General features: G+C 65.6%; 26 protein-coding genes. 13 read left to right on the forward strand and 13 right to left on the reverse strand.

Annotated features, from left to right (window positions below; translation table 11 throughout):
• Complete coding sequence (flgF, locus tag EV560_RS24730; protein ID WP_131858482.1) at positions 1-726, forward strand: flagellar basal-body rod protein FlgF; 726 nt, start codon at positions 1-3, stop codon at positions 724-726.
• A gap of 44 nt (positions 727-770) precedes the next feature.
• Entirely contained in the window at positions 771-2,093 is a 1,323-nt protein-coding gene (gene fliI, locus EV560_RS24735) for a flagellar protein export ATPase FliI (RefSeq protein ID WP_131858483.1), read from the forward strand.
• Between the two features lie 220 nt (positions 2,094-2,313).
• On the opposite strand, the gene EV560_RS24740 is transcribed toward fliI, so the two are convergent.
• The 13 genes from EV560_RS24740 to EV560_RS24800 form a co-directional block, all read right to left on the reverse strand.
• Positions 2,314-2,772 (reverse strand): hypothetical protein, encoded by a 459-nt coding sequence (locus tag EV560_RS24740; protein WP_131858484.1) that lies wholly within the window; start codon positions 2,770-2,772, stop codon positions 2,314-2,316.
• On the reverse strand, positions 2,769-3,269 hold the full coding sequence (locus tag EV560_RS24745) for a hypothetical protein (protein ID WP_131858485.1): 501 nt from the start codon (positions 3,267-3,269) through the stop codon (positions 2,769-2,771). Before EV560_RS24745 ends, EV560_RS24740 begins: the two co-directional genes overlap by 4 nt.
• Positions 3,270-3,275: 6 nt before the next feature.
• Positions 3,276-3,932, reverse strand: coding sequence for a rod-binding protein (locus tag EV560_RS24750; RefSeq protein ID WP_131858486.1), 657 nt, complete (start codon positions 3,930-3,932; stop codon positions 3,276-3,278).
• 55 nt (positions 3,933-3,987) lie between these two features.
• A complete protein-coding gene (locus tag EV560_RS24755; protein WP_131858487.1) occupies positions 3,988-4,389 on the reverse strand; it encodes a hypothetical protein in 402 nt (133 codons plus the stop codon).
• Between the two features lie 4 nt (positions 4,390-4,393).
• Entirely contained in the window at positions 4,394-5,146 is a 753-nt protein-coding gene (fliR, locus tag EV560_RS24760; protein WP_131858488.1) for a flagellar biosynthesis protein FliR, read from the reverse strand.
• 88 nt (positions 5,147-5,234) lie between these two features.
• The gene (flhA, locus tag EV560_RS24765; RefSeq protein WP_131858489.1) at positions 5,235-7,328 is read right to left on the reverse strand and encodes a flagellar biosynthesis protein FlhA; all 2,094 of its coding nucleotides are present in this window, start codon (positions 7,326-7,328) and stop codon (positions 5,235-5,237) included.
• Positions 7,329-7,748: 420 nt separating this feature from the next.
• A complete protein-coding gene (fliQ, locus tag EV560_RS24770; RefSeq protein WP_131858490.1) occupies positions 7,749-8,015 on the reverse strand; it encodes a flagellar biosynthesis protein FliQ in 267 nt (88 codons plus the stop codon).
• Between the two features lie 13 nt (positions 8,016-8,028).
• Positions 8,029-8,322 carry a flagellar hook capping FlgD N-terminal domain-containing protein gene (locus EV560_RS24775; RefSeq protein WP_131858491.1) on the reverse strand — a complete coding sequence of 98 codons (294 nt, stop codon included), beginning with the start codon at positions 8,320-8,322 and terminating at the stop codon, positions 8,029-8,031.
• Between the two features lie 11 nt (positions 8,323-8,333).
• Positions 8,334-8,801, reverse strand: a complete 468-nt coding sequence (gene flbT / locus EV560_RS24780; protein WP_465247035.1) for a flagellar biosynthesis repressor FlbT — start codon at positions 8,799-8,801, stop codon at positions 8,334-8,336.
• Positions 8,798-9,145 (reverse strand): flagellar biosynthesis regulator FlaF, encoded by a 348-nt coding sequence (gene flaF, locus EV560_RS24785; RefSeq protein ID WP_131858492.1) that lies wholly within the window; start codon positions 9,143-9,145, stop codon positions 8,798-8,800. Before flaF ends, flbT begins: the two co-directional genes overlap by 4 nt.
• Positions 9,146-9,248: 103 nt before the next feature.
• Complete coding sequence (locus EV560_RS24790; RefSeq protein WP_131858493.1) at positions 9,249-10,316, reverse strand: flagellar hook-associated family protein; 1,068 nt, start codon at positions 10,314-10,316, stop codon at positions 9,249-9,251.
• A gap of 4 nt (positions 10,317-10,320) precedes the next feature.
• Positions 10,321-11,808: a flagellar hook-associated protein FlgK gene (gene flgK, locus EV560_RS24795; RefSeq protein ID WP_131858494.1), complete on the reverse strand. Its 1,488-nt coding sequence runs from the start codon at positions 11,806-11,808 to the stop codon at positions 10,321-10,323.
• 144 nt (positions 11,809-11,952) lie between these two features.
• Positions 11,953-13,212 carry a flagellar hook protein FlgE gene (locus EV560_RS24800; protein ID WP_131858495.1) on the reverse strand — a complete coding sequence of 420 codons (1,260 nt, stop codon included), beginning with the start codon at positions 13,210-13,212 and terminating at the stop codon, positions 11,953-11,955.
• Between the two features lie 415 nt (positions 13,213-13,627).
• On the opposite strand from EV560_RS24800, the gene EV560_RS24805 reads away from it, so the two are divergent.
• From EV560_RS24805 to fliP, 11 genes are all read left to right on the forward strand, one after another.
• Positions 13,628-14,302, forward strand: a complete 675-nt coding sequence (locus EV560_RS24805) for a response regulator transcription factor (RefSeq protein WP_131858496.1) — start codon at positions 13,628-13,630, stop codon at positions 14,300-14,302.
• A gap of 485 nt (positions 14,303-14,787) precedes the next feature.
• Positions 14,788-15,168, forward strand: coding sequence for a flagellar basal body rod protein FlgB (flgB, locus tag EV560_RS24810; protein ID WP_131858497.1), 381 nt, complete (start codon positions 14,788-14,790; stop codon positions 15,166-15,168).
• A 44-nt stretch (positions 15,169-15,212) separates the two neighbouring features.
• On the forward strand, positions 15,213-15,632 hold the full coding sequence (gene flgC / locus EV560_RS24815; RefSeq protein ID WP_131858498.1) for a flagellar basal body rod protein FlgC: 420 nt from the start codon (positions 15,213-15,215) through the stop codon (positions 15,630-15,632).
• A complete protein-coding gene (fliE, locus tag EV560_RS24820; protein ID WP_131858499.1) occupies positions 15,632-15,970 on the forward strand; it encodes a flagellar hook-basal body complex protein FliE in 339 nt (112 codons plus the stop codon). The genes flgC and fliE overlap by 1 nt, the downstream gene beginning before the upstream one ends.
• Positions 15,971-15,980: 10 nt before the next feature.
• Positions 15,981-16,769 carry a flagellar basal-body rod protein FlgG gene (gene flgG, locus EV560_RS24825; RefSeq protein WP_131858500.1) on the forward strand — a complete coding sequence of 263 codons (789 nt, stop codon included), beginning with the start codon at positions 15,981-15,983 and terminating at the stop codon, positions 16,767-16,769.
• Positions 16,770-16,778: 9 nt separating this feature from the next.
• Positions 16,779-17,255 carry a flagellar basal body P-ring formation chaperone FlgA gene (gene flgA, locus EV560_RS24830; RefSeq protein WP_248312183.1) on the forward strand — a complete coding sequence of 159 codons (477 nt, stop codon included), beginning with the start codon at positions 16,779-16,781 and terminating at the stop codon, positions 17,253-17,255.
• Entirely contained in the window at positions 17,252-18,376 is a 1,125-nt protein-coding gene (flgI, locus tag EV560_RS24835; protein WP_131858502.1) for a flagellar basal body P-ring protein FlgI, read from the forward strand. Before flgA ends, flgI begins: the two co-directional genes overlap by 4 nt.
• Before the next feature lie 290 nt (positions 18,377-18,666).
• A complete protein-coding gene (locus EV560_RS35860) occupies positions 18,667-19,257 on the forward strand; it encodes a MotE family protein (protein WP_165923607.1) in 591 nt (196 codons plus the stop codon).
• Entirely contained in the window at positions 19,254-19,964 is a 711-nt protein-coding gene (gene flgH / locus EV560_RS24850; RefSeq protein WP_131858505.1) for a flagellar basal body L-ring protein FlgH, read from the forward strand. The genes EV560_RS35860 and flgH overlap by 4 nt, the downstream gene beginning before the upstream one ends.
• Positions 19,964-20,470, forward strand: coding sequence for a flagellar basal body-associated FliL family protein (locus EV560_RS36495; protein WP_248312184.1), 507 nt, complete (start codon positions 19,964-19,966; stop codon positions 20,468-20,470). The genes flgH and EV560_RS36495 overlap by 1 nt, the downstream gene beginning before the upstream one ends.
• The gene (gene fliP / locus EV560_RS36500; protein WP_465247036.1) at positions 20,467-21,210 is read left to right on the forward strand and encodes a flagellar type III secretion system pore protein FliP; all 744 of its coding nucleotides are present in this window, start codon (positions 20,467-20,469) and stop codon (positions 21,208-21,210) included. Before EV560_RS36495 ends, fliP begins: the two co-directional genes overlap by 4 nt.
• The last annotated feature ends 25 nt before the right edge of the window (positions 21,211-21,235 follow it).

Genomic DNA, 21,235 nt, shown 5'->3' on the forward strand with positions numbered 1-21,235 from the left:
ATGCAACCCGCCATCTATGTCGGCCTCTCGGCCCAGCTCGTGCTCGAGAAACGGCTGGAGACGGTCGCGCGCAACGTGGCCAACATGAATACGGCCGGTTATCGCGCTGAAGAGGTGAAGTTCGACACGTTCATCTCGAAGAAGGGCGCCGACCCGGTGAACTACGCCTCGACCGGCGAGACCTTCACCAGCCGCACCTCCGGCGGGCTCGACAAGACCGGCAATCCGCTCGATGTCGCGGTGGAGGGGCAGGGATTTCTCGGCATCCAGACGCCGGCCGGCACGGTCTATACCCGCGACGGACGGATGAAGATGACGCCGCAGGGGCAGTTGACCACCTTGCTGGATCATCCGGTGCTCGATGCCGGCGGTGCGCCGCTTCAGCTCGATCCCGAGGCCGGGCCGCCCACCATCGCACGCGACGGCATGATCTGGCAGGGAAACCAGCAGGTCGGCGCGATCGGCCTGTTCTCGATCGATCCCAACGCCAAGCTGCAGCGCTACGAGAATTCCGGCGTGATCCCGGACCGCCCGGCGACCGCCATCCTCGACTTCGTCACCGAAGGCGTGCGCCAGGGCTTCGTCGAGGGCTCGAACGTCAATCCGATCCGCGAGATGACCAAGCTGATCATGGTGACCCGTGCCTTCGACAGCGCCGCGACTGCGATCGACAAGGGCGAGAAGGCGGTTGACGGCGCGATTCAAGCGCTCGGCCCAACCAGTTGATCCAAGAGTCTTTTCAATCCATCCGACATGGAGGGCTGGCCGCGATGAACGCGCTGACGCAACTCGACCACGCCCTCGCCGGCGGGCCGCAGCCGCACGACCTGGTGCGCGTCAGCGGCGCCGTCTCGGAGGTCACCCCGGCTTCGCTGCGCGTTGCCGGGCTGTCGCGCTTCGTCAAGCTCGGCGAGCGCATCGCGCTCTCCGCCAACGGGCGGGAAGAATATGGCGAGGCGATCCGGATCGACCGCGAGGGCGTGTTGGTCAAGCCGTTCGCGACCAGCACCGGCGTCGGCCTCGGCGCCCGCGCCAGCCTTGCCGGAGCCATGGAGCTGCGGCCCTCGCAGGCCTGGAAGGGGCGCGTCATCAACGCCTTCGGCGAGCCGATCGACGATTGCGGTCCGATCATCGCCGGCGAGAAGGCCGTGCGCGTCGATGCGCAGCCGCCCGAGGCGATGAAGCGCGGGCGCGTCAACCGGCCGGTCAAGACCGGCGTCAAGGTCATCGACCTGTTCACCCCGCTTTGCGCCGGCCAGCGCATCGGCATCTTCGCCGGTTCCGGCGTCGGCAAGTCGACCTTGCTCTCGATGCTGGCGCGGGCCCCGGGCTTCAGCACGATCGTGATCGGTCTCGTCGGCGAGCGCGGGCGCGAGGTGAGGGAGTTCCTCGACGATACGCTGGGCGGCATGCGCGGAAATGCGGTCGCGGTCGTCTCGACCAGCGACGAGAGCGCGATGATGCGCCGGCTCGCACCCAATACCGCCATGGCCATCGCCGAATATTTTCGCGATCAGGGCGAGGACGTGCTGCTGATCATCGACTCGGTGACGCGTCTCGCCCATGCCGCGCGCGATGTCGCTCTCGCCGCCGGCGAGCCGGCGGTGGCGCGCGGCTATACGCCGAGCGTGTTCAGCACCTTGCCGAAGCTGCTCGAGCGGGCCGGGCCCGGCGTCGAAGGCTCGGGCGCGATCACCGGCGTGTTCTCGGTGCTGATCGATGGCGACGACCATAACGACCCGGTCGCCGACAGCATCCGCGGCACGCTCGACGGCCATCTCGTGCTCGACCGCGCCATTGCCGACCAAGGCCGCTATCCGGCGGTGAACGTGCTCGGCTCGGTCTCGCGCCTGGCGCACCATGTCTGGACGCCGGAGCAGCGCAACCTGGCGACGCGGATCAAGGGCCTTATCGCCCGGTTCGAGGATACGCGCGACCTGCGCCTGATGGGCGGCTACCAGGCCGGCGCCGATGCCGAGCTCGACAAGGCGATCGCGATGGTGCCGAAGATCTACGAGGCGCTGCGTCAGGATGTCGGCGCACCGCTCAGCACCGACGTGTTCCAGGATCTCGCTGCCGCGCTGCAGAGCTGAAGGCGGCGCAAAAACTCCACCGTCATCCCGGGCAAGCAAAGCGCAGACCCGGGATCCCATCGAACGAGCGACGTCCCGTCATGCTCGCCCTTGTGGGCGAGCATCCACGTCTTGAACACCGCCCGGCGTCAAGGAAGACGTGGATGGTCGGCACAAGGCCGACCATGACGGTGAGAGAGAACACGTGTAGAGAAAAGGAAGGCCGAGGGAGGGCGTGATCTCAGCTGCGCAGCTGATCCTTGCGGATGTAGTTGAAGTCCTTGACCAGGACGTCCTTGATCAGATCGCCGCCGAAGCGGGCATTGACGTTGGCCTTCACGGTCTTCAGCAGCGCGTCGATATCGACCCGCTCCAGCTTCGCGAAATCGATCTTGCTGTTCGAATAGATGGCGCGGATCGCTTCGTCGTTGATGAAGGCGTGCGGGCGCACGGTCACCTGCCGCAGCGTGTGGGCATCGGCCGTGAAGACGAATTGCGCCACGACGTAACCCTGGACGATGCCATTGGCGAGGATCGGCACGCTGATCGCGCTCGTCTCCTCGTAGTCCAGCCCTTCGAGGAAGGGCGTCTCGGCGGGGGCGGGCGGCGCTCCGCCACGCCAGAGCACGGCGAGATGGCTCGATGCCAGCGTCACCCCGCAGATCCAGAGGCCGAGCAGCAGCAGCCGCGGCATCGTCATCGTGCGGTGACCCTGGCGATCTGCGGTGCGAGCTGGGCCGACATCCCGGCGGAATAGGTGCCGTCGGATTCGGCATCGATCAGCGTCGCAGCCATGGCGGAGGCGATCTCGCGCACGGCGTCGAGATGCATGGTGATGGCGAGGCGGTTATGTTCCAGCTTCAGACGCAGCGAGGAAAGGCGCGCCAGCAGCCGCTCGTCGGCCGTATCCTCGCGCGCGGCACGCATCGCCCGGCTGAGATCGAGCAGCAGGCGGCTCTTGATCTCGTTCAGCCGGTTGAAATCGGCGGTCTTGAGCGCGCGCAGCTGCGAGGTCTCATCGTCGAGCGCGTGTTCCAGGCGCTCGAGCACCGCCCAAAGGGCGAGGGCCGCGCCGGCGAGCGGCTGGCGCTCGCCGAGGATCTCGCCCTCCAGCACGACGGGCTCGGCGATGGCGGGCGCGTAGAGCAGTACGGCCTGGCTGGTTTCAAGGGGGGCGGCGATGGCGGGCAAGGTCATGTCGGATCAGGCCTGACGAATGATCGAGGTGCGGACGGTGCCCTTGTGGGCAGGCTTCGTGGCGTTGAGGAATTGCTGCTCGATGACGAGCGGGATGCGCTGATCGCGCCCGTTCGCGCCGGAGGCGGCATTGCTGCGGTCGAGCAGGCGCTCGCCCAGGCCGGCGGTGACGGTGGCGTTCGGGTCGGCCGGCGCACCGGCATTGCGGGCGGCCATCGCTGCCGCGATCTTGTCACGGATGCCGAGCCCGCCCGATTTGGCGAGCTCGCCGGCGATCTGCTCGGAGAGCATCGAGCGCCAGACGCCGCCGGCCATGCCGTCGCCGAACGTGTTGGTGGTCGCCTCGGGCATCATCTGCTCGATGAAGGTCGAGATCACCTGGGCCTCGAATCTCTGCAGCGTCTTCTTGGTCTTTTGCGCCTCCGGCGTCGCCTCGGCATCGCCGGGCTTGGCGGGAGCGAGGGCGGCGAGTTTCTCGCGCGCGCCGGCGAGCCCGGCGCCGGACCTGCCGGGGGCGGCTTCATCGATGGCCGAGGCGAACAGGGTTCCGCTCGCGCCGGGCACGCTCAACCGCGCGAGCCGATCGAAGGCGACCTGCTGGCGCATCGGATCGGCGGCGCGCGTCACGTCGAGAACGATGTCCGACGGAGGGGATATGGCCATGACCACCTTCCAATGATGATTCAACGATCTCGGCTTGCAGCTTGCGCCGTCAGGCTTATTCGAGGCTTGCCGCGCGCTTGCCCTCGTCGGCCTCAATGATGTCGAGCAGGGTCTTGTCCTGCTCGATGCGCGCGAGGCCGCGCCGCACCTGGTCGGCGAGCTTGGCGGCGCGCTTCTCGCGGCCGGTCTCGCGCGCAACCTCCCTGGCCTGGGCCGCAGCCTGCCCGTCGAGCGCGACGATCTCGACGGAGATGCGGTGCAGGCGCCTGGCGGTCACGTCGGTGAAGAGACTGTTGATCAGCCCCTCACCATTGAGGGCGGCAACGAGCGCGTGGGATTCCTCGCGCGCCTCGGCGGCCTGGCGGAGCAGCCCCTGGTGGCGCCATTCGGCGAGGCTGCGCATGCGCGCCTGAATCGCCTGCATCCGTTCGAGCGATTTCAGCCGCCTGTCCGCCATGGCTTCAGCCGTTCCGGAGCCAGGACGAGAAGGCGAGGCTGAAGAGCCTGAGCGATTCCGGGCCGGAGAAATAGAGGATGAAAAGGCCGCCGGTGATCACGAAGGGCAGCGAGATGAAATAGACCGGTATCGAGGGCGTCAGCTTGTTCATCAGGCCGATCGCGAGATTGACCACGACTCCGTAGATCATGAAGGGAGCGCCGATCCGCAGCGCCAGGAAGAAGGTGTCGGAGATGCGGTCGGCGAGCTGGATCAGGCTGGCCTGGGCGCTGAAGGCCGAGGCCGGGGCGATGCGCGTATAGGAGCCTGCTAGCGCCCGGATGACCTCGGCATGCTGGTTGGTGACGAACATCAGCGTCGTCGCGGTGATGGTGATCAGCGTCACGAAGGGAGCCGACGCCTCGGCCTCGTCGATCGGCAGGCCGGGCAACTGGCCGAGGCCGGTGGCCGTCGCCATCGCGGTCGCGATGGTCTGGAGCGCGAGATAGAAGAAGCGCGCCATCAGCCCGATCAGGGCGCCGGTCAAGGTCTCGGTGACGATGGCCTTGAGCAGGGCGGCCGGGTGCGGCTCGGGAATGGCGGCGGCGACAGTCGGCAGCACGGCAGGCGTCAGCGCCAACGTGACGCCCATGGCGATGAAGAGACGCAGCCGCATCGGCACGCGCGGGCTCGAGAAGCCCGGCATCGCCATCAGGCAGCCGCCGATGCGGCAGAAGATGATGAAGGTGTGGAGCAGCGTCTCCGGCGTGATCGGCATCAGAGCGGCCAACCCATCGGTCGAGCCCTCATCCAGAGGAGGCCCGAAGGGCCGTCCCGAAGGGCCGGGGGAATGTTCGTTCGGCCGCTCAAGAGATCGTACCCAGGGCCTTCACCTCGAGCCCGCGGCCGATCTCGACATGCGAGAGCACGGGCAGGGCCGGGAAGATGCGCTCGATGATCATGCGGACATAGGGGCGGGCATCCGGGCTGGTGACGAGGACGAAGCTCTGCTCCTGGTCGAGTCGGGAGCGGATCGCGCCCGAGGCCTCGGTGGCGAATTCCTCGATCAGGCGCGGGTCGATGTCGAACTCGACCACCTCGCCCTTCGCGTCGCGGCGCAGGCTCTCGTGGAAGGCGAGATCCCAGCGATTGCCGAGCCTGAGCATTTTCAGCACGCCGCCCTCGGCGAGGTCGCCGCAGATCTGCTGGGCCATGCGCATGCGGACATGCTCGACGATCTGCTCGGCGCGGCGGACATGCGGCGCGATCTCGGCGACGACCTCGAGGATGAGGTGGAGATTGCGGATCGAGACGCGCTCGGAAAGCAGGAGCCTGAGCACGGCCTGCAGGCTCGAGAGCGACATATGCGCCGGGCAGATCTCCTCGAGCAGCTTCTTGTATTCGGGGCCGAGCCGGTCGAGCAGGGCGCGCATGTCCTTGTAGGACAGGAGCTGGCCGAGATTCTTGCGGATCGTCTCGCTGAGATGGGTCAGGAGCACCGACATGCGGTCGACCGGGTGCAGGCCCTCGCGCTTGACCTCGTTGACATAGCTCTCCGAGACCCACATCGCCTTGACGCCGAAGGCGGGCTCACGGACCTCCTCGCCCGGCAGGTCGGGCATGCGGCCTTCGCCGACGACGACGAGCATCGAGCCGGGACGCATCTCGCCGGAGGCGACGACGGTGCCGTGGATGCGGAACTCATAGGCCTTGGGCGGCAGGGTGAGGCTGTCCGAGAGCTTGATCTCGGGCACGACGAAACCGTATTCGACCGCGAATTTCTTGCGCATCTTGCCGACGCGATGGGCGAGCTCGCCATGAACGCTCAGCATCTCGGTGGCGAGCTGCTTGCCGAGGCGGAGCTCGATCTCGCAGATCTTCAGCGAATCCTTGATCGTCTCCTGGCTGTCCTGCGCCGCCTGCTCGGCCTCCATGGCGCGGATCTCCTCGGCCGCGGCCTCGCGCTCGGCGATGCGCTTGGGGATGGTGTAGCCGACGAAGGCCATCAGTCCCGCCAGCATGGCGAAGGGAAAGAAGGGCAGGCCAGGCACCAGCGCCAGGATGATCAGCAGGAAGGAGGCGACGAAGAGCGCGCGCGGATAATGCCCGAGCTGGCCGAGGATCGCCTGCTCGGCAGTGCCGCGCGTGCCGCCCTTGGAGACGAGCAGGCCGGCGGCGAGCGAAACGATCAGCGCCGGGATCTGGGTGACGAGGCCGTCGCCGACCGCGAGCTTGACGAAGATATCGGCGGAATCGGCCAGCGACAGGCCGTGGCGCGTCGCGCCGATGATGATGCCGCCGAGGATGTTGACGGCGGTGATGATCAGGCCGGCGATGGCGTCGCCGCGGACGAATTTCGATGCGCCGTCCATGGCGCCGAAGAAGGAGCTTTCCTCCTCCAGCTCGTGGCGGCGGCGCTGGGCCTCCTTGGCGTCGATCAGGCCGGCCGAGAGATCGGCGTCGATCGCCATCTGCTTGCCAGGGATGGCGTCGAGGGTGAAGCGGGCGCCGACCTCGGCGATACGGGTCGCGCCCTTGGTGATGACGATGAAATTGACCGTGATCAGGATGATGAAGACGATCAGCCCGATGACGAAATCGCCGCCGATGACGAAGCGTGAGAAGCCGTCGATGATGTAGCCGGCGGCGTGCGAGCCCTCATAGCCATGCGAGAGGATGACGCGGGTCGTCGCGATGTTCAGCGACAGGCGCAGCATCGTCGCAATCAGCAGGACGGTCGGGAAGGAGGAGAATTCCAGTGGCTTCTGGATCCAGAGCGCCACCATCAGGATCAGGACCGAAAGCGCTATCGAAAGCGCGAGGCCAAGGTCGATGACAAAGGCCGGGATCGGCAGGAACAGGACGGTGAGGATGCCGGTGATGCCGACGGCGAAGCCAATATCGCGCCCGCTATTCTGCAGTCCGGCGGCCTGGCCGGAGAGAGCGTCCTGATTTGCCATGCTTGAGCTGATCCCGATCTACGCACGCATCTGCGGCACGCGGGGCGATCCTGGAGGGGCAAGCCTGCGCGGGGCTGGAGGGGCGAGGGGGCTCCTTCTCCCTTGCACCTTCCTTCTCCCCTTGCGGGAGAAGGTGCCCCGTAAGGGGCAGATGAGGGGGCGCGCTACCCTGCATCGTTGAGCTTATTCGAAGGTTTGCGCGGCAATCGTCACGCGACCCCTCATCCGTCTCGGCTCCGCCGAGCCACCTTCTCCCGCACCAAAGTCGGGTGTTCCCGACTTTGGCACCTCTACCTGCCCATCTCGGGCAAGCCCGGAGATGGGTGGAGAAGGGAATGCCGGCGCGCTCTATCTATTTGTTATAACGCATTTTCTTCACGCGAACCGGTGCCCACTTCGCTCGAAAATGCCTGAGCGGCGCTAAAACCCCTTCTCGATGCGGCCGTAGACGCGCTCGGTGAAGGAGAAGACCTGGGCGCCGGTGAAGGTGCCGGTCGTCGCCATCACCACGAGGATGACGACGATCTTGGGCACGAAGGTCAGGGTCGATTCCTGGATCTGGGTCAGGGCCTGCATCAGCGCGATCACGATGCCGATCAGCATCGCGGCCGCGACCGCAGGCCCGGCACCGACAAGGATCGCCCAGACCGCATCGCGCATGATGTCGAGCGCGTCAGCCTCGTTCATCTGTCGTCGTCCTTCAGGCCGCGTCGCTCGGCGCCTCCGGCTGCTCGGGCGCAGCCGGCTTCAGTGCCGCGATGATCTCGTCGAGCTTCGTATTGGTGCGCACGGCCTGCTCGACCTGCGAGAGCGTCGCAAATTGCTGGACATATTGCGACGGATCGGTCGGGTTGGTCGGGTCCTGGTTCCTGGCCTGCGCGATCAGCAGCTTCAGGAAGGTGTCGTAATCGACATTGCCGATCGGGTTGGATGAGTTGTTGCTGTTGTTGTTCTGTGCTGCCGGCGGCGCGCCGGTGCTGCTGCTCACGTCCATGGCGGGTCTCCTCAGGCGACTTGCGAGTGGAATTGATGATGGGCGGCCTCCGGGGCCGGAACGACCGCCTGTTCCTCGGCGGCGATGATCGCGGCCTCCGCGACGAAGAGCAGGCGCAGCTGCTTCAGCGCCTCGAAATAGCGCCCGCCTTCGACCAGCGCGTCGATCTGTTCGAGCCCGGCCAGGATGGCGCGGTCCTCGAAGATGCGGGCGGTCGACATCAGCATGCGGTCGAACATCGCCTTGGCGATTTCGCCGTTCTGCGGCTCGATCAGCATGGTCTGGACAACGAAGTAGAGTTGGCGCAGCGGCGTCGTCGTCTGGTCGGCCTGGATGACATGGCTCTCCAGCAGGAAGGTCGCATCGTTCAGCAGCTCGAAGGAGACCTTGCGGTCGACCTTGAGGATGGCGCCGTTGATGTAGATCTTCTCATTGGCGCGCAGCGACAGGCGCATGCTCTTCTTCATCATCGCCGTCACGCCAGGCTGTCGCGGATCATCGTGTTGATCTCGATCAGCGAGTCGAAATCCTCGGACTCGCCGAGCCGCAGCTTGTCGCCCTGCTTGAGGGCGAAGACGCCGATCGAGATCAGCGAGGCGCGCAGGCTCGCGGGCAGGGCGTTCTCGGCGCTGCCGAGATCCTCGATCAGGATCGCCCAGAGGTCGCGCTGGAAGGTCACGGCCTCGATCGTCTCGGGCGAGGCCGCGCCGGTCGGGCGTGCCTTCTCGAGCAGCGTGACGGCCCGGTCGATGGCTCGCCATTCATTGGCTCGCGCAAGCGTGGCGCTGCCTTCGGCGATATCGACATAGGAGCTGTGATACATGGATCGTCTCCGGTTATTTCAGGCGAAGGGCTGGAACGCCGCCCGGACGCAGTCGCCCGGAAACGGCCCATCTCGTCATGTCGGCGGGGCTGTTGGCGCCTAATCAGCGCATCCAGTTGAGGATGCTGAGCTGCTGCATGCGCGCGGTGAGAGCGAGCGCGGTATCGAGCTGCGTCTGCATCTGGGTCACGCGGGCCGAGGCTGCGATGCTGTCGACGCCCTCGTAGTTGGTGATCTGCTTCGACATGATGTCGCGCTGGATGGTGAGGCGATTGGTCGAGGCGGAGATGCGCTCCTCCGAGGTGCCGAGCCCGGCCTTGGTCGCGACCAGGCCCTGGATGGCGCTCGTGACCGTGTCGATCGCCTCGCTGAGGACCGCCCTGAACGCATTCATGTTCAGGTTCTTCGAGCCGAGATCGAAGGTCATGGTGTAGACCTTGGCGAGATCGCGGAAGGGCTGCTCGCCGGCATTGGTCGAGACCTCGACCACCTCGGTCGTCGAGATCCGGGTGGAGACGTTCTGGCTCGCGGCGGTCGACCAGTTCTGCCAGCCCTGCGTCGCCGGCGGCGGGCCGGCGGCATTGGCGAACTCGTCGGAGAAGGCGCCCTGCAGGAAGGCCGTCATGTCGGCCGCGGTGATGTTGACAGCAGCCGGGTCGTCCTGGGTGATGCCGAAGGTTGCGAAGAACGCATCGTCGATCGCCTGCTTGCTGGCGGAGGTCGGCGCGAAGTAATCGGAGACCGGCTTGTTCTGGGTGTCGATGCCGGCGAAGATGAACTGTCCGCCGGCCGAGTTATTGAGCGAACCGACCAGGCCCTGCAGGTTGTTCTTCGCTTGCGAATAGAGGACCTCGGGTCCGCTCTCGCCGTCACGCACGCCGATCAGCGAGCTCAGGAAGTCCTGAGCGGTCTCGAGCAGGCCGTCCAGGGCCTTCTGCGTCACGTCCACGCGCCCGGCGACGATGCCGTTGGTGGTGATGATGCTCTCGATCTGATTGTGCTGGTTACGCAGGCCGACGGCCTGGCCGGTGCGCACGCCGATGCTGAGCCCGATATCGGCATAGCGGCCGGTCACCATCTCCTTGTTGGCATCGGCGAGACCGGACTGGGAGCGCATCAGGCTGCCGCGCAGCGCGCTCGACATCGAGAGCGATGAAACATAGGTGGTCATGGTCTTACCTCACAGCCGAGAGCAGTGAATTGATCATGTTGTCGATGGTCGTGAGGATCATCGAGGAGGCGTTGTAGGAACGCTCCAGCTCCATCATCAGCGCCATCTCGTCATTGACGTTGACGCCGGTGGCGTTCGAGAGCGCCTCGGTGGTGCGGTCGAGCAGGGCGGTCTCGTAGCCGAGCGCCTCATCGGAAATCTGGCGGCGTCCTTCGAGCCAGCCGACCGAGGAGCTCGCAAAGCCGGCGAGGCTGTTGGTCGGGTCGGCCTGCGTCGCCGCGTCGAAGGTGCGCTCGGTGCCGAGCTTGGCGAGCAGCTCCTGGATGCGGTCGGTGAAGCCGGCCGCGCCCGACGGGTTGTAGTTGAAATCGGGGTTGGACGGGTCGGAGATGCCGCCGTCGCGCAGCCGGTCGAGATCCCCGCCCTGGGCGGGGTCGGCATTGGGATTGACCCTGATCGTGCTGGCGAGGCCGGGGACGGCGACGCCGGTCGGCGGGATGGCGAGCGGCGGGGCGCCGGTGCCGTAGATGAACAGGCCGGCGGCGTCGGGCGCCGTCGGCGGCGTGCCCTGGTCGCTCTCGGAGAAGACCTCGACGAGGCCGCGGGCGATCTCGTCGAGCTGGCGCTGATAGGTCACGGCGACATCGTCGCGGATGACCGAGGCGCCGTAGATCTGGCCCGACTTGATCGGCATGACCGCATTGGCGCCGGTGACGGCGACGCCGTCGATATAGACCGCGTTGCCGGTCGAGCCGGCAGGCAGCGAGAAGCTCGGCGCCATGGTGACGCTGCGCGGCACGGTCTCGAACAGGGTCACGCCGCTATCGGTATAGATGACCATGTCGTTATTGGCGCGCGTCTGCACGCTGATGCCCATCTCCTGCGAGAGATCGCTCAGGATGCGGTCGCGCGTGTCGAGCTGGTCGGTGATGTCGGCGCCCGATTGCGAGCCCTTGACGATGCTGCGGTTGACGGTCTCGAACTCGGAGAGAAGCTTGTTCACGCGCGAGACGCCGTTGGCCATGTCGGCATCGGCCTGCTCGCGCACGTCGCTGACGGTCTGGCTCGCGGCGTTGAGGGAGCGGGCGAGCTCGCCGGACTTGCTCAACACGGCCTGGGCCAGGATCGGGTCGTCCGGGGTGACGCTGTATTCCTGCAGCGCGTTGCTGAGCTCGCCGAGCTTGGCCGCGAGCGACTGATCGAGCTCGGGATCGTTCACGGTCGCTTCGAGCTGGGTCAGGCTGTCGACGATCGACTGCTGGGCCGCGGTCGAGGAGGTCGAGGCGAGCTTGCCGGCGAAGAGTACGGCATCCATGGCTCGGCCGATCGAGGCGATGCGGACCGCGCCGTTGAAGGTCGTGACCTGGAGTGCGGTCTTGCGATGATAGTTCGCATCGCTGGCGCCGGCGACGTTGCGCGACAGGATCGCCGTGTGCATCGACGTTGCCGAGAGCGACGACTGGGCCACGTTCAGGGCTGATGAAAGGCTCATGGTCTGGTCCCTGTGGTCGCTGCTTCAGGCTTCGGCGTCCCTCCCGTCCGGCCATTCCGGCCGGACGGGAAGAATTCATCCAAGGTTCAATGGGTTGAGCAGGGTCTCACCGCAGAAGAGGCACGCCAGTTCTGCGGACATCACTCAGCGCTTCAGGTTGACCAGCACGTCGAGCAGTTCGGAGCCGGTCTGGAAGACCTTCGAGCTGGCGGTGTAGCTGCGCTGGGATTCGATCATCGAGGTCAGCTCGTTGGCGAGGTCGACATTGGACTGCTCGAGCGCCTTGGAGCGCAGCGAGCCGAACTGGCCGTTCTCGGGGAAGCCGACGATGACGTCGCCCGACATCGCGCTGACCGAATAGACGTTGCCCGATTCCGGCGTCAGCTGGTCGGGGCTCGGCACGGTCGCGAGCGGGATCTTGTAGGTGGCGAGGCGCGCGCCATTCTCGAACACGGCGTAGACCGTGCCGTCCGAGGCGATCTCGACATCGTCCACCGCGCTCGGCGCGTTGCCGTCGACCTCGAGCTGCAGGCTGGTGTCGGTGCCGGTCTGCGAGACCTGGCTGAAGTCGAGCACCATGGTCTGGCCATTGGGGATCGGGACGTTCGCGGTCGCCGGGGCGGTGGTGAGCTGGCCGGTGCCGTTGAAGGCGAGCGGAATGGTCGCAAGCGCCGGGCCCGGCACATAGGGGAAGCCGCCCGACGCGCTGGCCTGGGACTTGTCGTAGACCACCGCCTGCCAGGTATCGGGACCGGTGCCGGTCTTCGCCACGTAGACGTCGAGGAAGACCTTGTTGCCGAGGTTGTCGTAGCTGACGATCGAGGACTTGCTGGAATAGGTGCTGCCCGCGACGTTGCCGGAGGGCAGGTTCGCCGCGGCGATGACCGGTGAGTTGGCGTCGAGGTTGCCCGACAGCCAGCCATTCTCGGTCGGCGTCGATTCATAGGCGACATTGGCCAGGTTGACGCGCTGGAGGCCGTCAAGGCTGTTCGAGATCACGTTCGGATCGCCATTGGTGAGCGGGTAGCCCATCAGGTAGAAGCCGGCCGAATTGATCAGGTCCATGTCGCCGTTCGGCACGAAGGCGCCGGCGCGGGTCATGTAGGGCGTGCCGCCGGCGTCCGAAACGATGAAGAAGCCCTTGCCGTTGATGGCGAGGTCGGTCGTGTTGGTCGCGCCCATGATCACGCCGTCTTCCGAGATGGCGTAGCGGGTATGGGTGTCGACGCCGCCGGAATTATATTCGCTTCTGTTGCCCTCTGAAATGAAGGACGAGAATTCCGTCGAGGCGCGCTTGTAGCCGACAGTATTGACATTGGCGATGTTGTCGCCGGCCGCGCTCAACTTGCTCGCCTGCGCTGCCATGCCGGACACGCCGGTTCGCATGATGCCGAAGATACCCAAGGCCGTTCTCCGAAGTGAAATCTGTAGCTTGACTTCACATCCATAGGCTTGCGCGGAGCTGTCGGGTTCAATGTTTACAATTTACAAGAAAAGCATCACGAAAATTGGCCTTTTGTGGGTCGTTTTGCGAGGGGCTTTGCCACCCCCTTATATATTTAGAATCCAGGCGGGGTTGCGCGGCGCGTTTGGCGTGCTAATCTTCGCCGGATCGAGGGCGTTGGCGCCTTGTCGGTAAAAAATCAGTTAAAACGAAATAATAAATCCGACTTCGGATCTTTAAACACGTTTTTCTACGTCTTTTCCCTTACATAACGTTACGCCAATCTTCGATTGACGGCCGGTATGGCGCTCCACTAGCGTCAAAATCGTCAGCTCAGAACGAGTGATGATGGATTTACGCGCCAGGAGGTGCAGCGTGTACGTTGTGGTCGATGATCGCGCACTGGTGACAGAAGGGTACCAGTCGCTTTTCACTGGTGAAGGTGTCCCTGCTATCGGCTTCACCCCGACAAAATTCGAAGAATGGGTTGAAGATACCCCGTCTGAAGATCTCAAGTCAGTCGAAGCATTTCTCATCGGCGATTGCGAGGAACGCTCGCGCTTCCCGATGATGATCCGCCGCCGCAGCCAGGCGCCGGTGATCGCCATGAACGAAATGGTTTCTCTCGAGAAGACGCTGGAACTCTTCGCAGCCGGCGTCGACGATGTCGTTCGCAAGCCCGTCCATGTCCGTGAGATCCTGGCCCGCGTCAACGCGATGCAGCGGCGCACCGAAAAGCGTCGTTCGGGCGATGAAGAAGTGGCTCATGCCGGCGTGCGCGTCTATTTCGACGGGCGTGATCCGGAAGTGGCCGGCGAAGTCCTCGCTCTGCCGCGCCGCGAGCGCCGCATCCTCGAGTTCATGATGCGCAATCGCGGCAAGTGGGTGACGAAGACGCAGGTCTTCAACGCGGTCTACGGCCTGTTCGACGCCGAGGTCGACGAGGCCGTCGTCGAGAGCCATGTCAGCAAATTGCGCAAGAAATTGCGTGCCCGCCTGGGTTACGACCCGGTCGAGTCGAAGCGTTACCTCGGTTACGCGATCTCCTGAAAATCCAGCTGCTCGATAAGCCCTCATGCCGAGGAGCCGCCCCGGCGGCATCTCGAAGCATGGTCCAGATGCTTCCGGACTCTCCTGGAGCATCCTTCGGGACGCACTCTGCGAGCGCATCTCAGGATGAGGGCCGCCTTAACGATTACCACGCTCTGAAAGGCCTGCCGCAAGCTTAACGGGGGCGGTCGCCTGACGCGTCTGTCCGTGCTGCCGATGCCGATGTGCCTCGCGCACATCGTGCCTCTGCACGCGGGCGGCTGCGCCAGGCGACTTGCGTTGGCGAGGCATCGGAGCGCAGCTGCACTAGGTATTATACTGTGAGGCGAGGCGATATTATTGTCGCGGCTCAGTATCCAGCCGATGGCCGGCGCTGCGTAAAATGCGCGACAATTAATAGCGCTATTTGTATCGATAATTCTCGACAACAGCTTCAGGCAAGTAACGTCGCACATATTCGCAGTGTCATCACTGTGGAGGCTCAAGTGGAGCCGATTTATCTCTTCGATGTCGCAGCCCAGCAGTCACGCTGGTTGGCCGTGCGCCAGAACGCGGTGTCACAGAATATCGCCAATGCGAATACGCCGCGTTACGGCTCGGTCGATGTCGAGCCGTTCGAGGCGATCGTCAAGAAGACGAGCCTGACCATGGCGGCGACGTCGCCCGGTCACATGTCGCTCAGCCCCTCCGAAGCCATGGTCGCGAAGGCCAAGCGCTCGGAGAGCTGGTCGACAGTCCATTCCGGCAACTCGGTCAGCATCGAGCAGGAAATGCTCAAGGCCGGCGATGTCAGCCGCAGCTATTCGCTCAACACCAACCTCGTGAAGAGCTTCCACCGGATGCTGATGACGGTCACCAAGGGCTGATCGGCTTTCGCGCGGGCTTTTCCTTGCAAGGGCAAGTATAGACAATGATCGATCCGATAGATGCTTCGCTGCGCATTGCCGGCGCCGGGCTCCAGGCCCAGTCGACCCGCGTGCGCATCGTCTCGGAAAACCTCGCCAATGCGCAGTCGACCGGCCGCACGCCGGGCTCGGATCCCTATCGGCGCAAGACGGTGACCTTCGAGAATGCGATGAACAGCGCGCTCGGCGCCTCGCTGGTCAAGGTCAAGGGCGTCGGCGTCGACAAGTCGCCGTTCCGCACCGAGTTCGAGCCGGGCAATCCGGCCGCGGACGACAAGGGCTTCGTCAAGCTGCCCAACGTCTCGATGCTGCTCGAAATGGCCGACATGCGCGAGGCCAACCGCTCCTACGAGGCCAACCTGCAAATGATCAAGCAGGCGCGCTCGATGCAATCCATGACCATTGATCTGTTGAGGAATGGCTGATGCTGAACGCAATCTCCGCCCTTGCCCCCGTCGCGAGCCAGGTCGCGCAAGGCGTCGCCGGCCTCGGCGCCGCCACGATGGGCGCAGCGCCCGCCGCACAGGCCGCTGGCGCGGCGCCCGGCGCCGATTTCGGCTCCGTCTTCGCCAACGTCTCGCAAAGCTTCGTCGACAGCCTGCACCAGGGCGAGGCCGCGGCGATAAACGGCGTGCAAGGCAAGGCCGCCGTCCAGGATGTCGTGCAGGCCGTGATGTCGGCCGAGCAGTCGCTCAATCTCGCCATGGCGATGCGTGACAAGGTCGTCTCGGCCTATCAGCAATTCGCCCAGATGGCGATCTGAGGACGGCCTGATGAAAGTCCTCGCCATCGCCGCGACCGGCATGAGCGCTCAGCAGCTCAATGTCGAAGTCATCGCGAACAATATCGCCAATATCAACACGACCTCGTTCAAGCGGGCGCGGCCGGAATTCACCGACCTGCTCTACCAGACCGAGCGCAGCCGGGGCGTACCCAATCGCGGCGGCGACGGCGCGGTGCCGGAGGGCGCCTCGCTCGGCCTCGGCGTGCGCGCGGCGGCGATCCGCAACCTGCATATCCAGGGCGCGCTGACCAACACCGCCAACAAGCTCGATCTCGCGATCGACGGGCGCGGTTGGTTCAAGATCACCGCGCCGGAAGGCGAGACGCTCTATGCGCGCGCCGGCACGTTCAACACCAATGGCGATGGCGAGATGGTCACCGCCGACGGCTACAGGCTCGACCCGGTCATCCGGGTGCCGGCCGAGGCGATCGACATCTCGATCAATGAATCCGGCCTGGTCTTCGCCAAGCTGGAAGGCCAGGTGCAGCCGCGCCAGCTCGGCCAGATCTCGCTGGTCAATTTCGCCAATGATGCCGGCCTCGAGCCGCTCGGCGGCAATCTCTACCGCGAGACCGTCGCCTCCGGCCAGCCGAACGAGGGCAACCCGACGAGCCCCGGCTTCGGCAAGCTGCGGCAGGGCTATCTCGAGGCCTCCAATGTCGATCCCGTCAAGGAGATCACGGCGCTGATCTCGGCGCAGCGCGCCTATGAGATGAACGCCAAGGTCATCACCGCAGCCGACCAGATGGCCGGCACCGTCGCAACCGGCATTCGGTAGGGACTGATCATGGCCCGTGCTCTCGCGCTCTCATCGCTCCTGGCGGCCGTATTCCTCTGTGCCGGCGCAGCCGTGCCGCTGCGGGCCCAGACCAACGAGACCATGCTGCCGGTGCCGACCGTCACGCTCTATCCCGGCGATCTGATCACCGACGCGCATATCACCGAGCGGCCGTTCCGAACCGGTTTGCGCACGCCGCTCGCCGCGATCGAGAACCGGCTCGCCATCGTCGGCAAGGTCGCGCGCCGCACCTTGCTGCCGGGCCAGCCGATCCCGAGCAATGGCGTCGACGATCAGAAGGTGGTGCGCCGCGGCGTGCCGACCCAGGTCGTCTTCCGTGAGAACGGGCTCGTCATCACCGGCATCGTCGAGCCGATGCAGGCCGGGGCCGTCAACGAGATGGTCAAGGCGCGCAATCCCGATTCAGGGCTCACCGTCATCGGTGTGGTCCAGGCGGACGGGACCATTCGCGTGGGTATGGAATGATGCGGCGGATGCCAGGACTGCTGACGGCTCTCGTCGGCGCGCTCGCGCTGATGCTTGGCCTTTCGACCGTTGCCACGGCTGCTGTCCGGATCAAGGACATTGCCGGGCTGCAGGGCGTGCGTGACAACCAGCTTGTCGGCTACGGTCTCGTGATCGGGCTGCAGGGCACCGGCGACAGCGTGCGCAACTCGCCCTTCACCGGCCAGGCGCTGCAGTCGATGCTGGACCGGCTCGGCGTCAATGTCCGCAACGAGACGCTGCGCACGCGCAATGTCGCGGCGGTGATCGTCACGGCCGACCTGCCGCCCTTCGCCGGGCGCGGCAGCCGCATCGACGTCAATGTCGCCTCGCTCGGCGACGCGACCTCGCTGCTCGGCGGCACGCTGATCGTTACCTCGCTGGCTGGGCCGGACGGGCAGGTCTATGCGCTGGCGCAGGGCCGGCTCAACGTCTCCGGCTTCTCTGTGCAGGGCGAGGCCGAGCGGGTCACGCAGGGCGTTGCGACGGCGGCGCGGATTCCGGGGGGCGCGCTGGTCGAACGCCTGGTGCCGGACCAGCTCGCCAGCCTGCATGTGCTCTCGCTCGAGCTGCGCAATCCCGATTTCGTCACGGCGGCCCGGGTCGCCGGCGTGATCAACGCCTATACCCAGAAGCAGTACAAGGTCGCCGGCGCCTTCGCGACCGACCATCGCACGATCAGCCTGACCAAGCCGCTCCAGCTTTCGACGGCGCGCTTCATCGCCGAGATCGAGCGGCTCTCGGTCGAGCCGGATTCGCCGGCGCGGGTCGTTGTCGACGAACGGACCGGCACGGTGGTGATCGGCCGCGACGTCCAGGTCTCGACGGTCGCCGTCACCCACGGCAACCTGACCGTGCGCGTGACCGAGACGCCGACCGTCTCGCAGCCGGAGCCGTTCAGCAACGGCCAGACCGTGGTGACGCCGCGCACGACGGTCGATGCCGTCCAGGGCAATGGCCGCCTCGCCATCATCCAGGGCGCCAACCTGCATACGCTGGTGCGCGGCCTCAACCAGATCGGCCTGAAGCCGGCCGGCGTGATCGCCATCCTCCAGGCGATCAAGACCGCAGGGGCGCTGCAGGCGGATCTGGTGGTGCAGTAGCTGGAGCATTTCCGCCTTTCTCAAAACTGCGAAAATGCTCTATCTATTTGTTTTGACGCATTTTCTTCACGCGAACCGGTCCCCACTTCGCTGGAAAATGCTCTGGTTTCAAAATCCCGGCCCTTTGTCCCGAAGGGCCGCACTGCGGCGTCCCGAAGACGGTCCAGCGGGCCATCCTTCGAGACGCCGCTTTTATTGAAACGGCTCCCTGCCATTGAGCGCCACGACCAGCCTCGCGAAAGCATCGCGACGTAGAACGGCAGGGTCTTCTTCTTACCGGATTGGTGATGATGGCATCCGACAGGTTTGCACTCACATCGCTGCGCAGCGCCTGCGTTGTTGCACTGGCGCTGGCGCTCTCGCCCCCAGCCGCGTTCGCCCAGCCACCGCGGATCCCGCAGCCGGCCGCCGCGACACCGCAGGCCTCCGCGACCCCGCCGGCAGCCACCGCGCCGACGCCCGATTCCGAAGCCTTCTGCACCAGCATCCGCGACCCGGCCGCCGAGGCGCGCTTCGCCTGGCAGGCCAAGACGCTGAAATCGCTCGAAGGCAAGCTCGCCGACACGCTCGCCAAGCTCGAAGAGAAGAAGGCCGAGCTGCAGCAATTGCTGGATCAGCGCGATGCCGAGACCAAGCAGGCCGAGACCCGCATGGTCGAGATCTTCTCGCGCATGCGCCCGGAAGCCGCCGCGCTCCAGCTCGCCGCGATGGACCAGGGCATCGCCGCCTCGCTGCTCGGCAAGCTCGCCCCGCGCAATGCCAGCGCCGTCCTCAACGAGATGGAGGCGTCGCGCGCCGCCCAGCTCGCCCAGGCGATGAATGGCGAGCGCCTGAAATCAGCCAAGGACACCTCTCCCGCCCCCGGAGCCCGGACCCGATGAAGGCCATATCCCTTGCGGCAGCCTGCGCCGTCCTGCTCGGCGGCTGCATGAACGACATTTCCGAATTCAACCGCGCGCCGATGCTCTCGCGCGTCGGCAGCGGGCTCGATGTGCCGCGCGACCCGATCCCGGTGACCTACAAGACGGCCTATTCGCCCGAGTCCTCATTCAACTCGCTCTATTCGCGCCATACCGAGGACCTGTTCCGCGATACCCGCGCGATGAAGGTCGGCGACGTCGTGACCGTGAGGATCGCGATCAACGACAAGGCCAAGCTCGACAACAATACCGACCGCTCGCGTGACTCGCGGGCTCAATTTGGGCTCGATTTCCTGGCCGGACTCGCGGGCAAGTCGACCGCGGTCGCGAAAGTCGATTCCAACATCGACTCGCAGAGCTCGTCGCGGGGCAGGGGCCTGACCGACCGCTCGGAAGAGGTTCAGCTCTCGGTCGCCGCCGTCGTCACCGAGATCCTGCAGAACGGCAACCTGGTGATCAGCGGCTCGCAGGAGGTGCTGGTCAATTACGACATCCGGGTGCTGAACATCGCCGGCATCGTGCGTCCGCGCGACATCACCGGCAACAACACCGTCTCCTACGACAAGATCGCCGAGGCGCGCATCGCCTATGGCGGGCGCGGCCGCAGCATGGAAGTGCAGCAGCCGGCGTGGGGCCAGCAGCTCTACGACAGGATCACCCCCTTCTGATGGCGCGGACAAAGCAGCTGACCGGGCCGGAGAAGCGCAGCTGGCCCGGCGAGAACATGCGCATGATCGGCGGCCTCGTGCTGGTCACGGCGCTCGCGATCGGAGCCGGGATGTTTTCCGGCACGCGCCTTGCCGGCACGGTCGAGAGCAATGTGATCAAACGCATCGAGTCCTCGCCGCCGGCATTGGCGGCCGACGCCGCCATGGCGGGCGCGCTGGTGCTGAAGAAGCTCGCGCCGATCGTGACCAATCTCGCTGCGCCCGACAATACCTGGGTCCGGCTCGAGGCGGCGGTGCTGATCGACCGGAAATCGGCGATCAATGCCGAGCCGATGATGGCCACTGTCGCCGAGGACATGCTCGCCTTCCTGCGCAGCGTCTCGGCGCGCCAGCTCGAAGGCGCGGCCGGCCTCAAGAACCTGCGCGAGGACTTGAACGAGCGGATCGCGATCCGTTCCAAGGGGCTCGTGCGCGACGTCGTCATCGAAACCCTGGTCGTGCAGTGATCAAGCTTGCTATCGTCTCGGCTCTGCTGCTCCTGGTCGCCATCACCGGAGCGGAGGCGCAGTCCCTCGGCCTCGACGGGCTGCTGCCGCAGGGCGGCGCCTCGGTCTCCGGCCGCCTCGTCCAGATCATGGCCATGCTCACCGTCCTCTCGGTGGCGCCGGGCCTGATGATGATGGTGACGAGCTTCAGCCGCTTCGTGATCGCGCTCTCGTTCCTGCGCTCGGGCCTCGGCCTGCAGAGCACGCCGGCCAACCTGATCCTGGTGAGCCTGGCGCTGTTCATGACCTTCTACGTGATGGCGCCGACCTTCGACAAAGCGTGGCAGGAGGGCGTGCAGCCGCTGGTCGAGAACCGGATCAGCGAGGGCGAGGCCTATGGCAAGATCACCCAGCCCTTCCGCGAGTTCATGCTGGCGCAGACAAGGCCCGCCGATCTCAAGCTCTTCGCCGACATGGCGCCGGAGAGCATCCGCCCGACCGATCCGCAGACGCAGACGGTGGACCTGCGCGTGCTGATCCCCTCTTTCATGATCTCGGAACTGCGCCGCGCCTTCGAGATCGGCTTCCTGATCGCCTTGCCCTTCCTGGTGATCGACATGATCGTGGCGACGATCGTGATGTCGATGGGCATGATGATGCTGCCGCCGACGGTGATCTCGCTGCCGTTCAAGGTGATCTTCTTCGTGCTGATCGACGGCTGGAACCTGCTGATCGGCGGCCTGCTCAGATCGTTCAACTAGCGGGCGAGGGGCGCTGCGCGCATCA

The sequence above is a fragment of the Allobosea sp. BK604 genome, assembly GCF_004341515.1.
Lineage (GTDB): Bacteria > Pseudomonadota > Alphaproteobacteria > Rhizobiales > Beijerinckiaceae > Allobosea.

Coding starts and splice junctions, on each gene's coding strand:
- flgF (WP_131858482.1), top strand. CDS start 1: ATGCAACCCGCCATCTATGTCGGCCTCTCGGCCCAGCTCGTGCTCGAG.
- fliI (WP_131858483.1), top strand. CDS start 771: ATGAACGCGCTGACGCAACTCGACCACGCCCTCGCCGGCGGGCCGCAG.
- EV560_RS24740 (WP_131858484.1), bottom strand. CDS start 2,772: ATGACGATGCCGCGGCTGCTGCTGCTCGGCCTCTGGATCTGCGGGGTG.
- EV560_RS24745 (WP_131858485.1), bottom strand. CDS start 3,269: ATGACCTTGCCCGCCATCGCCGCCCCCCTTGAAACCAGCCAGGCCGTA.
- EV560_RS24750 (WP_131858486.1), bottom strand. CDS start 3,932: ATGGCCATATCCCCTCCGTCGGACATCGTTCTCGACGTGACGCGCGCC.
- EV560_RS24755 (WP_131858487.1), bottom strand. CDS start 4,389: ATGGCGGACAGGCGGCTGAAATCGCTCGAACGGATGCAGGCGATTCAG.
- fliR (WP_131858488.1), bottom strand. CDS start 5,146: ATGCCGATCACGCCGGAGACGCTGCTCCACACCTTCATCATCTTCTGC.
- flhA (WP_131858489.1), bottom strand. CDS start 7,328: ATGGCAAATCAGGACGCTCTCTCCGGCCAGGCCGCCGGACTGCAGAAT.
- fliQ (WP_131858490.1), bottom strand. CDS start 8,015: ATGAACGAGGCTGACGCGCTCGACATCATGCGCGATGCGGTCTGGGCG.
- EV560_RS24775 (WP_131858491.1), bottom strand. CDS start 8,322: ATGGACGTGAGCAGCAGCACCGGCGCGCCGCCGGCAGCACAGAACAAC.
- flaF (WP_131858492.1), bottom strand. CDS start 9,145: ATGTATCACAGCTCCTATGTCGATATCGCCGAAGGCAGCGCCACGCTT.
- EV560_RS24790 (WP_131858493.1), bottom strand. CDS start 10,316: ATGACCACCTATGTTTCATCGCTCTCGATGTCGAGCGCGCTGCGCGGC.
- flgK (WP_131858494.1), bottom strand. CDS start 11,808: ATGAGCCTTTCATCAGCCCTGAACGTGGCCCAGTCGTCGCTCTCGGCA.
- flgC (WP_131858498.1), top strand. CDS start 15,213: ATGATCGATCCGATAGATGCTTCGCTGCGCATTGCCGGCGCCGGGCTC.
- fliE (WP_131858499.1), top strand. CDS start 15,632: ATGCTGAACGCAATCTCCGCCCTTGCCCCCGTCGCGAGCCAGGTCGCG.
- flgG (WP_131858500.1), top strand. CDS start 15,981: ATGAAAGTCCTCGCCATCGCCGCGACCGGCATGAGCGCTCAGCAGCTC.
- flgA (WP_248312183.1), top strand. CDS start 16,779: ATGGCCCGTGCTCTCGCGCTCTCATCGCTCCTGGCGGCCGTATTCCTC.
- flgI (WP_131858502.1), top strand. CDS start 17,252: ATGATGCGGCGGATGCCAGGACTGCTGACGGCTCTCGTCGGCGCGCTC.
- EV560_RS35860 (WP_165923607.1), top strand. CDS start 18,667: ATGGCATCCGACAGGTTTGCACTCACATCGCTGCGCAGCGCCTGCGTT.
- flgH (WP_131858505.1), top strand. CDS start 19,254: ATGAAGGCCATATCCCTTGCGGCAGCCTGCGCCGTCCTGCTCGGCGGC.
- EV560_RS36495 (WP_248312184.1), top strand. CDS start 19,964: ATGGCGCGGACAAAGCAGCTGACCGGGCCGGAGAAGCGCAGCTGGCCC.